Consider the following 10,809-nt stretch of genomic DNA (forward strand, 5'->3'; position numbering starts at 1 on the left):
GTTCACCTCAAGTCCTTCTGGGCGGGCCGGACCGGTACGGAGGACCGGTCCTGGCCGCGGCGGGGCCGGTCGCCGCGGCCGACGCCGCGCAGGAAGTCGCGGCTGGGCAGTACGCACAGCGTGTAGCCGGCCAGGGCGATCGTGCTGATGGCGAGGAGGGCGAACCGGCCGTCGCCCAGCAGGCGTTGCAGGCCGAGGATGATCGCGGCCATGACGGCCCCGCCCAGGAAGGGCCACGCACAGGCCCTGGCGATCCGGCCGGCACCGATGCCGCCCCGACTGAGGGCGACCAGGAACACGGGCACGACAAGGCCGCCGGCGACCAGGACATGGGCCTGGGAGACACCGACGATGCCGTTCACGCGGGCGGCGACCAGCAGCACCGGGACCAGGGCCGCCAGCCACAGGCCCTGCACCAGGAAGAGCGACCGGCGCTGTCCGATCGCGACCAGGCAGTCGTAGGCCAGTTCGCTGCCGATACGGATCAGGCCGAGGACCATCAGCCAGGGCAGCGCCGCGGCGGCGGGACCCCACCGGTCTCCGTAGATCAGCTGGATGGCCGGCTCCGCGAGGCAGGCCAGCAGGACGCACAGCGGGACGGTCCCGGTGATCACCACACCCAGGGCCCGGCTGAAGCCCTGGGCGAGCGCCTGCGGCGACTCCGCCAGCCGGGAGAAGCCGGCGAACGAGACCCGGCGGGCGGCCTCGGAGATGATCCGCACGGGCCAGCCGGACATGTTGAAGGCGAGGACGTAGAAACCCAGCGACACATTGCCCAGCGTCGCGCCCACCACCATGGTGTCGACGTTGACCACCGCGAGGGCCAGCATGCTCGCCCCCGCCAGCGGAAGCCCGAACCTGAGCAACGCCCGCGCCTGGTCGGGATCCCAGCCGAACTTCAAGGTGCCCGGTGCCGCCAGGGCGCAGCCGACGAGCGTCACGAGGTTTCCCGCCACGGCTCCCCAGGCGAAGCTCATCGCGCCCCAGCCCTCGAAGGCCAGCAGCAGCGTCACCGAGGTGCTCACCACGAAGTTGAGCCCGTCGACGAGCATCCGCCTGCCCTGGGCGAACTCCCGGGTGAGGAAACCGGCGGGCACCTGTGCCACCCCGTCGATCACCACGCACAGGCACATCACCCGCAGTACGCCCGCCGCGTCCGGCGAGCCGAGCAGGCCCGCCACCGTCGGTGCCGCCGCGAACAGCGCCACGTACAGCAGGCCGCTGGAGAGGGCGCTGAGGGTCAGCACGGTCGGCGCGAACCGCCGTGCGTCGCCCTCCCAGCGCACGATGGCCAGGCCCACGCCCAGCTCGTTCGCGGACAGCAGGACCAGCAGCACGGTCTGGGCGATGCCGTAGACGCCCCACTCCGCCGGTCCGAGGGCGAAGCGTGCCAGCAGGATGCCGGTCGCGAAGTTGCCCAGCCGCATCACGACCGTGTTGATCAGGCTCCAACGGGCCGCGGAGCGGACCTTCGTGCCCAGGGAGGCGGCAGCGGGCGGAGCGGGAGTGCCGCTCGGCTCAGCGGTCTCGCTGTCCGGTGTGCGAACGCTGTCCATGAGTCGACTCCTCGTCGAGCGGCTCGGCGGCGGGTGCCACGACCGTCGTGGTCCGCCCCGCTCTCGGCTCCGTGGCAGGCCTGTTCCCGGCGGACCGCGCCCAGGTGGGCGGGGTGCGCAGAGCGATCGTCTGTTCCGCCCTCGACTCCTCGGCCGCCGGCCGGGGAGCGGTGACGCGGGATTCGGCCACCGGCGCCGGCTCGGGGGCTTCGACCGGCTGTACGGTTACCGCCGGGGCGGCCGCCGGGTGCGAACGGCGGCGCGCCTCCACGTAGAAGGCGGCGACCAGGGTCAGTACCAGGCCCGCGCCGCCGGCCATGATCATGTACTCGAGCCGGGTCTTGGTCTGCGCGGCCGGCGGCTGCGGGACCACGATCGTCATCATCTGGATCATGGCCTTCGGCGCGACCGACTGCTGCTTCTGGAACTGCTCCAGCCGGTCCTTGGCGTACGCGGTGAGAATGCGGTCCGATTTCAGGACCGACGCCCTGCCCGTGCCGGTGACCGTCAGCCACATCAGCGGCCCCTGGGCGTTGTCGGCGATCTTGGCCTCGAACATACCCCTGGCTCCACGGGACTTGAGCTCCCGGATCGAGTCGTCGGAGTTGAGGTTGCGGGCCAGGCTGTCGGCCATGCCGGTGAGCGAGGTCTGCGTGCTGAGGAAGGGGTTGCCGCCGTAGGCGACGGTGGCCTTCGGGGAGTTCAGTAGTTGCACCGTGCTCTGCGACTGGTAGGTGACCGGAACCAGCACCACCACGGCGGCCACCAGACCGGCGGTCAGCAGCAGCCCGGGCAGCAGGACGTACCAGCGCCTGCGCATGACCCGGAAGATCTCAGCGAGATCCATGGCGGTCCCCCCTTGCGGCCAAATGTTCTACGAGCAGGTGTTTCAAGCGGATCATATGGGGAACGTGCGTTCGCTGGTTGTCGGCTGGTCGGTCGGTCTCAGCCGAGTGCTCGCGGTGCCCCCCTCCAGCAGCACATCGGCGATCCGGTCGCTCGCGCGGCCGTCCCACAGGTCGGGCCTGCGCGGCGCGGGCGGCGCGTCCAGCACCCCGTTCACGATGGACACGATGCGCGCGGGATCCCGGCCCGCCAGCACGTTGGTGCCCTGCTCGACGGTGATGGGCCGCTCGGTGTTGTCCCGCAGGGTCACACACGGCACGCCCAGCGCCGTGGTCTCCTCCTGGATGCCGCCGGAGTCGGTCAGCACGACGCGGGCGGAGTCCTGGAGGGCGATGAAGTCCAGGTATCCGGCGGGCGGTACGAGCCGGATACCGCCCGGCACCCCGATGGCGGCCAGCCGCTCCGCGGCCCGCGGATGCACGGGCAGGACGAGCGGCAGGCGCCCGGCGATCTCCCCCAGGGCCTTGAGCAGCCCGGTGAGCACCTCGGGGTCGTCCACGTTGGCCGGCCGGTGCAGCGTGACGAGCCCGTACTCGCCCTTGGCCAGGCCGTGTTCGTCCAGGACGGCCGAGGCCCTGGCCCGCTCCAGGTTGGCCAGCAGCGTGTCGATCATGACATTGCCGACCAGGTGGATCTGGTCCTCCCGGTAGCCCTCCGCGCGCAGGTTGTCGACGGCGTCGGGGGAGGGGGCCAGCAGATAGTCGCTGACCCGGTCGGTGGCGACGCGGTTGACCTCCTCCGGCATGCTCCAGTCGCGGCTGCGCAGGCCGGCCTCGACGTGGGCCAGCAGCGGGCCGGCCTTGGCGGTGACCAGGGCACAGGCCAGGGTGGAGTTGATGTCGCCGACCACGACGACGATGTCTGGGGACACCTCGCCGATGAGCGGCTCGAACGCGGTCATCACGCGTCCGGTCTGCTCGGCGTGACTGCCCGACCCGACCCCGAGGAAGCGGTCGGGCGGACGGATACCGAGGTCGGCGAAGAACACGTCGTTCATGGCCGGGTCGTAGTGCTGGCCGGTGTGGACGAGGACCACCTCGGCGCCCCGGCGTTCCAGGGCGTCCATCACCGGTTTGATCTTCATGTAGTTGGGGCGCGCCCCGGCGACGCAGACGATTCGCGGCATGGCTCAGAGCACCTCGATGGTGGGCCCCGACGACAGCCGGCGGCGGCAGTCGAGGACGAAGGGAGCGTGTTCGGCCACGAGTTCGTAGTCGAAGCTGTCGTGGTCGGTCAGCAGGACCACCACATCGGCGGCCGTCAGCTCCTCAGGGGTCAGTTCGACCCGGACCAAGCGGCTGTCCACCGGCAGACTCTCGACCACGTGCGGATCCGCCGCCCTGACCTGGGCCCCCATGTCCAGCAGGAGCTGGGAGATGCGCAGCGCCGGCGACTCCCGGGCGTCGCTGGTGTTCTTCTTGTACGCCAGGCCGAGCAGCAGGACGCGCGAGCCGTTCACGGACCTGCGTCTCTCGTTGAACAGGTCGCTGATCCGGCGCGCCACGTACTCGGGCATGTGGTTGTTGATGTCGTTGGCCAGCTCCACGAACCGGAAGCTCTGGCCGAGTTCGCGCTGCACCCGCCAGGACAGGTACGAGGGGTCGATCGGCAGGCAGTGGCCGCCGACGCCCGGTCCGGGCGTGAACTTCATGAACCCGAAGGGCTTGGTGGAGGCCGCGTCGATGGCCTGCCAGACGTCGATGTCCAGGTGGTGGGCGAACATCGCGATCTCGTTGACCAGCGCGATGTTCACATGCCGGAAGGTGTTCTCAAGAAGCTTGGCGAGTTCGGCCTCCTTCGGCGAGCCCACCGGCACGGTCGTGTCGACGAGTTGCGCGTAGAAGTCCTGAACGGCCTTGAGCGAGGCCTCGTTGACCCCGGACACGACCTTCGGCGTCTCCTTGAACCCCCAGACGGCGTTTCCGGGGTCGATCCGCTCCGGGCTGTACCCGAGGTGGAAGTCGGCGCCCGCGGTGAGGCCCGAGCCGTCCTCCAGGACCGGCGCGAACAGCTCCTGGGTGGTGCCGGGATAGGTCGTCGACTCGAGGACGACGGTGGCTCCGGGGCGCAGATACCGGGCGAGGGTGACCGCCGACTCCTTGATGTACCGGAGATCGGGAGTGCCCTCGTGCAGCGGTGTCGGCACGGTCACCACGGCGATGTCGAAACCGCCGCAGTCGCGGGCCGCCTCACTCGGGCGGTACGAGCCGTTGTCCAGAGCCGCGCGGATCCGCTCGGAGGAGACGTCCTCGACGAACGACTCACCGGCGGCAAGGGTCTTGACCCGCCGGGAGTCGACGTCGTAGCCGATCACCTCGTGTCCGACCTCGGCGGCGCGGATGGCCAGCGGCAGGCCGACGTATCCCTGTCCGACCACGACGACGCGCATCAGTGACTCCTGTTCGCGGAGGCGGGTGACGGGGTGGGACGGATGAACTCCCGCGCCGTCATGAGAAGGAAGGCAGCGTTGGTGGTGAGGTAGCGCCGGCCGAGGCGGCGCGGCTCCTGGAGCGCGCGGTAGAGCCACTCGACTCCCCACCGCTGCCAGGACTCGGGGGCCCGCTTGGTGATCCCCGCGAGGATGTCGAAGGAGCCGCCGACTCCGTGCACGACGCGGGCGCCGGTGCGTTCGCCGTAGGCGGCGGTGAAGATCTCCTTCTTCGGCGAGGTCATGCCGAGGAACAGCATCTGGGCGCCGCTGTCGGCGATCGCGCCCGCGATGGCTTCCTGCTGGGAGTCGTCGAAGTAGCCGTTGCGGCTGCCGGCCACCTTCAGGCCGGGGAAGCGGTCGGCCACCCGGCGCAGCATCTCCGCCAGCACCTCCTCCTTGGCACCGAGGAAGTACACGGACATGCCCGCCGTCTCCGCCTCGGCCAGCAGCCGCAGGAACAGGTCGATTCCGGCCACCCGTTCGGGCAGCGGGGCACGCAGCACCCGGCCGGCCCAGACGACGGCCTGTCCGTCGGCGACGACGAGATCGCAGCCGGAGACGGCGTCGGCGAGGCGCTGGTCGCGCCGCATGTTCACCAGCTTCGCGGCGTTGACCACCCCGATCTCCAACTGCCTGCCGTTCCGGACGGCTTCGAGGCAGCGCTCGACGGTCTCGTCCATGGTCAGCGGGTCCAGTTCGACCCCGAACAGGATCTGGCGCTCGCTCATATTCGTCCCCCCTGCCAGGCGTGGAGCATCCAGCCGAATTCGTACGGCCGGCATTCGCGGTCCACGGACAGGGGCCGGTACACCCGGTCCAGGGACCGCAGCCGGAGGTTCGGAGCGACTCGGGTGCCGAGGCCTCGGGCGGCGCGTACGGCCTTCTTCGGGTCGCCCCGGTAGACCTTGCGCCAGGTGACACCGAGGTCGTCGAGGATCATCGGCTCCTCGTGGCCGCCCGCCAGTTCGGGCACGAAGGTCATCCAGCGCAGGCCCTTGCGGATCGCCGCGCCGAAGTCGGTGCCACCGGCGTCGGCCAGGTCGAACAGCGCGGTCGGCGCCATCGCGTGCTGGTGGACGCTGTAGACCGGGTAGCCCTCCACGACACCGCCGGTGCGCGCGTCGTAGTGCCACCACCACTGGCCGCCGTCGCCCTGCAGCTCACAGATACGGGCCGCGCACGCCTCGGACGCGGCCAACGCCTCCGGATCGCCGGCTCCGTCGCCGCTGGCGTGTGCCAGGGCCAGGGCCTGGAGCGGGTACGTCTGGTCGGCGAAGCAGCTCACATGGGACCGGTACCAGGGCACCAGGCCGGGCCCGGTGGCGTGCGGGAACAGCGGACTGTTCCCGATCCGGGCCCGCAGCAGGCGGTCGCGCGCTGCGCTGAAACGTCTCTCCACGTCGGCCGACCGGCGAGCCGCCGCGAGCGCGGACAGCACCCAGGCCGCCTCGACCGTGTACCGCGGCCGGCCGTCCTCGTCCAGCGCGTCGACCCGCGCGAGCGCGTCCGACAGCTTGGGGTGGTCGGTCTCGGCGGCGGCCCAGGCGATGAGCGCCGCGTCCCCGAGGTTGGTCACCGCTGGCAGCGACTCGACCAGCAGACCCGCGAACTCCTGGGCCGTATGCCCGCCGAGCACCGCGCGCTGACGGTCCTCGGGGAGGAACCGGGCACCCAGCACGGTGATCGCCGCGTACCGGGTACTGGTGCCGCGCCGCTCCAGGGTCCAGGAGCCGTCGGCTGCCTGCCGGCCCGCCACGGTGAAGACGAAGGCTTCGCCACCGGGAAGGAGCATCGCCGGAAGTCCCGACTCGGCGACGGCCAGCAGCCGTTGGGTGAGCGCGAGCAGCGGCGGTTCCTCACGACCGAGCGCTGCCAGACGTGTGGTGGTCATCGTTTGGGCACACCAACCCCCCTGTGGGTCCTGTGTTTTGAGCAGACTGGATCACCGCCGCGTGACTGGGCACGCGGCGGAGGACAGATGTCGGACGCCGTCCCGTGAGGCGTCGGACATCAAGCGTCGAAGCGGTTGTCGCTCCTCGCTCTGGGCACAGGCGTATCCACCCGGTAACCCCCCCTGGGCACTGGTTCGTGTGTGCTCATTGTGCGTCGTCTGCATAGATCGCACACATGTTATGCCTATAGATGTTCGAAGATTTGCGTTTTGGGGGATGTGGAAGTCAGGCGCGCTCGACGAGCTCGCCGTCCAACTCGTCGTACAGCGCACCCGTTTCGGGGCACTCCCACGCGCCCGGCTCGCCCTCCCGCTCGATCAGCCGTACGCCGGCCCGGCCGACCCAGCCGATCCGGCGCGCCGGAACACCGGCCACGAGTGCGAAGTCCGGCACGTCCCGGGTCACCACGGCGCCCGCCGCGACAAGCGCCCAACGGCCGATGCGCACCGGCGCCACGCACACGGAACGGGCCCCCACGGACGCCCCCTCGGCCACCACCACCGCCACCGCTTCCCAGTCGCCGCCGCGCTTGAGCCGGCCCTCCGGGTCGACCGACCGGGGGAAGTGGTCGTTGGTGAAGACCGCCGCCGGGCCGACGAACACCCCGTCTCCGAGCACCGCCGGTTCGTAGACCAGGGCGTAGTTCTGGAGTTTCACGTTGTCGCCGATGCGTACGCCCGGGCCGACATACGCTCCCCGGCCGACGATGCACCCGCTGCCCAGTCGGGCGTCCTCCCGGATCTGGGCCAGATCCCAGACCGTCGTCCCGTCGCCGATCGTTGCCGTTTCGTCGACCTGGGCGGTCGGCTGGATCCTGGAGCTCACCTGGTGGAACCTTTCTGCTCACCGGGGCGGCAAAAGCGCCTTCACGGGATCACCATACTTACGCCGGATCGGCCGACGACGGTGACCGGCGCCCGGTCGTGGACGGTCCGGCGTCGGCCTTGACGGGGAGAGCGGTTTCGGGGACGACAGCGAGAAGGCGACCAGGGTGGCGCCGCACACTGTTGACGCCCGTCGGCCGCCGTCGCCGTGTCGTCAATTCACAGATTGAGCACCGAAGTTCATCAACCCTTCAAATGTCAAGCGCTACGCTCAGCGGCATTCGAGTGGCCGATGGCGCCCACACGCCGCAGCGCTCGCTCCCCCCACAGGCACAGGAGACTCGGCGTGCAGCACGGCGACGTAGTGGTGATCGGCGGCGGCTATGCCGGCGTGCGGCTGGCGAAACGACTGGACGACACGGCCCGGGTCACCCTGGTGGACCGCAAGGAGGTCTTCTTCCATCGCATTGCCTCCCTGCGCGCCGGCGTGTGCCCCGAGTGGACGATCACCCCGTTCATTCCGTACGACCGGCTGCTGCGCAACGGCCGCGTGGCCGTGGGCAAAGCGGTCGGCGTCGACACCGCCGAGCGGAAGGTGACGCTGGCCTCGGGCGAGATCCTCCCGTACGACGTGGTGGTGATCGCCACCGGCGCCGACTACCCGGAACCGGCCAGGTTCACCGGCACCACCGTCGAGGAGGCCGCCCGGTCGTTCGCCGGGCACCAGCGGAACATCGCCGCCGCCGAACACGTCCTCGTCGTCGGCGGCGGGCCCTCCGGCGTCGAACTCGCCGCCGAGATCCGCCTGGCCCGCCCCGGCGTCAGGGTCACCCTCGCCCACTCCGGGCCGGCGCTGCTCCATTCCACGGGCAGTGAACGGGTCGGGAAGAGGGCCCGTGTCTGGCTGGAATCGCATGACGTGGAGGTCCGGCTCGACTCCTTCATGTCACCCGGCAATGACTTCGGCACCTATCGCGACGCCCACGGTGGCCTCATCGGGGCCGACCGCTCCTTCTGGGCCACCGGCACCACCCCCAACACGTTCTGGCTGCGCATGGCCGGGCTCGGCGACTGGCTGAACGCCTCCGGGCATGTGAGGGTCGACCGGACGCTCCGGGTCGAGGGCTTCCCGGACGTGTTCGCCGTCGGTGACGTGAACGACATCAGCGAACTCAAGATCACCCCCGTCGCGCTCGCCCAGGCGGACCTCGCCGTCCACAACATCCGCGCCCAGCTGCAGAGTCCCGGCAGACATCGCAAGCAGCCCCGCTTCTACCGGTCGCTCCACCGGGCCCCGCTCATCGTGCCGTTCGGGGCCGCCGACGGGGTGACCATGGTTCCCGTGCCCGGCGGCGAGACCGCGATCCTCGGCGGCCGTACCGCCACGCTGGCCAAGGCCAAGACCCTCATGACCCCCTACATGAGGCGCCAGCTCGGATACACGGCGGCCTGAAGCCCGCCCTCGTGGAGACCGTGTGGAGGGCTTGCGGGGGCCGTGTGGGCAAAGCCTGCGGCAGGTTCTCGACTGCGGTTCCCGCCCCCGTTGTTACCGCCGCGTACATCCTGGGGTAGGGTCCCTCCGTTTCCAACTACCGGCTGAACGCGGGCCGGTACGGGGAGTGTTGGAGGGGCGGCGAAACGATGAATACCCAGTGGGGCGACGGCGGACCCGTGGACCTGGACGGCATACGGCTGGAGGAGCTGACACCTGAACCGCTGCTGACCAGGGACTACGAGACGCGCCCCTCGCTCGTGTACGAACGGCTGCGGCAACAGCACGGCCCGGTCGCACCGGTCGACCTGCTCGGCGTACCCGCCTGGCTCGTCCTGGGCTACCAGGAGTCGCTCCAGGTCCTCCAGGACGATGCCGGGTGGCCGAAGGGGCTGGAGAAGTGGCGGGCGCGTTCGGAGGGCAGGGTGCCCGCCGACTGGCCGCTCGGACCGTCCCTCGAGGTCAACCACGTGCTGATCCAGGGCGGCCCCGGTTACCGCCCGTTGAGGGCCGCGTGGGACGTGGCGCTGAAACCGTTCCAGGATCCGGGCCACCCCCAGGCGCGGCGGCTGAAAAGGGCCGTCGCCGCCTATGCCGACGAACTGATCACGTTGATGGGCCAGGGCGGCGGCACCGGTCTGGCGGATCTGTCGGCCCAGTTCTCCCGGCCGCTGCCACTGATGGTGGCCAGTAGCCTGCTCGGCTTCCCCGGATCACAGGGCGACGACGCGCTGATGGACATGTGGCGGGTACTGGACGCGGGCCCGGACGCGGAGCCCGCCCTGGAGCGGCTGCTGGCGACGCTCGCCGAACTGGCGGCGGCGAAACTCGAGACGCCGGGGGACGACTTCCCCTCGTACCTGATAGCCGCGCACCCCGGACTCTCGGTCGACGAACTGGCCCGCGAACTGTTCATGCTGCTGGGCATGACCTCCGACCACGTCGGCATCCTGGTGGCCAACACGGTGGTCGAGGTCATCTCGGGCGAGAGCACCGTGCGAGCCAGCCTTTCCGCCGGGATGGTCAGGGAGACCATGAACCGGGTGGTCATGCGTAAGCCGCCGCTGGTCAACTTCGTGCCCCGCTTCGCGGCCAGGGACACCCGGCTGGGCAACTACACGATCCGGGCGGGCGATCCGGTGTGGGTCTCCTCCGCCGCGGCGCACGACGACCCTCTCTTCGCCAAGAACGTGTGCCCGAGCACCACGCTCAGCACCCGGGCGCACCTGTCCTGGGGCGCGGGCCCACGCCAGTGCCCGGCGCGGGAGCTCGCGTCGACGGTCGCGGCGGTCGGCGTCGGCCGGCTGTTCGAGCGGTTCGTGAACCTGGACCTCGCCCTTCCCGTCGACCAACTCCCTTGGCGTTCCTCGCCGTTCATGCGAGGCCTACGATCACTGCCCGTACGGTACGACCTCGCCGCGCTGCCCGAGCAACGGTTGGCGTACGACCCGGCGACGCAGTCGGCACGGACGGAACTGCCGGACCCGTCGGCACGGCAGCGCTCATCGCTGTGGCGCTACCTGACGGAGCTGATCCGCACCGGCCGCTGAGGCGGCGTTGCGGCGGGCCGCAGTGTTTGGTGTACGCCGGGGACGTGCGTGACCCTGGCTCGGTGGCTCGGTGGCTCGGTGGCTCGGTGGCTCGGTGG

At 70.6% G+C, this 10,809-nt stretch carries 9 protein-coding genes; 2 read left to right on the plus strand and 7 right to left on the minus strand.

The genetic code is table 11. The features are described from left to right. Positions 1-2 precede the first annotated feature (2 nt). The 7 genes from ADL01_RS06335 to ADL01_RS06365 form a co-directional block, all read right to left on the minus strand. Complete coding sequence (locus ADL01_RS06335) at positions 3-1,556, minus strand: oligosaccharide flippase family protein (RefSeq protein WP_053740895.1); 1,554 nt, start codon at positions 1,554-1,556, stop codon at positions 3-5. Continuing rightward, complete coding sequence (locus ADL01_RS06340; RefSeq protein ID WP_053740896.1) at positions 1,519-2,403, minus strand: chain length determinant protein; 885 nt, start codon at positions 2,401-2,403, stop codon at positions 1,519-1,521. The genes ADL01_RS06335 and ADL01_RS06340 overlap by 38 nt, the downstream gene beginning before the upstream one ends. Before the next feature lie 51 nt (positions 2,404-2,454). Next, entirely contained in the window at positions 2,455-3,588 is a 1,134-nt protein-coding gene (wecB, locus tag ADL01_RS06345; protein ID WP_053740897.1) for a non-hydrolyzing UDP-N-acetylglucosamine 2-epimerase, read from the minus strand. A gap of 3 nt (positions 3,589-3,591) precedes the next feature. Then, complete coding sequence (locus tag ADL01_RS06350) at positions 3,592-4,851, minus strand: nucleotide sugar dehydrogenase (RefSeq protein ID WP_053740898.1); 1,260 nt, start codon at positions 4,849-4,851, stop codon at positions 3,592-3,594. Next, positions 4,851-5,621: a WecB/TagA/CpsF family glycosyltransferase gene (locus tag ADL01_RS06355; protein WP_053740899.1), complete on the minus strand. Its 771-nt coding sequence runs from the start codon at positions 5,619-5,621 to the stop codon at positions 4,851-4,853. The genes ADL01_RS06350 and ADL01_RS06355 overlap by 1 nt, the downstream gene beginning before the upstream one ends. Continuing rightward, entirely contained in the window at positions 5,618-6,784 is a 1,167-nt protein-coding gene (locus ADL01_RS06360) for a hypothetical protein (RefSeq protein WP_053740900.1), read from the minus strand. Before ADL01_RS06360 ends, ADL01_RS06355 begins: the two co-directional genes overlap by 4 nt. 286 nt (positions 6,785-7,070) lie before the next feature. Then, on the minus strand, positions 7,071-7,670 hold the full coding sequence (locus ADL01_RS06365; RefSeq protein WP_053740901.1) for an acyltransferase: 600 nt from the start codon (positions 7,668-7,670) through the stop codon (positions 7,071-7,073). Between the two features lie 345 nt (positions 7,671-8,015). On the opposite strand from ADL01_RS06365, the gene ADL01_RS06370 reads away from it, so the two are divergent. Together ADL01_RS06370 and ADL01_RS06375 are read left to right on the plus strand one after the other, a co-directional pair. Next, positions 8,016-9,122 (plus strand): NAD(P)/FAD-dependent oxidoreductase, encoded by a 1,107-nt coding sequence (locus ADL01_RS06370; protein ID WP_053740902.1) that lies wholly within the window; start codon positions 8,016-8,018, stop codon positions 9,120-9,122. Between the two features lie 188 nt (positions 9,123-9,310). Beyond that, positions 9,311-10,711, plus strand: a complete 1,401-nt coding sequence (locus ADL01_RS06375; protein ID WP_053740903.1) for a cytochrome P450 — start codon at positions 9,311-9,313, stop codon at positions 10,709-10,711. Positions 10,712-10,809: the final 98 nt, after the last annotated feature.

Origin of the sequence: Streptomyces sp. NRRL WC-3618 (assembly GCF_001280005.1) — a bacterium.
Lineage (GTDB): Bacteria > Actinomycetota > Actinomycetes > Streptomycetales > Streptomycetaceae > Streptomyces.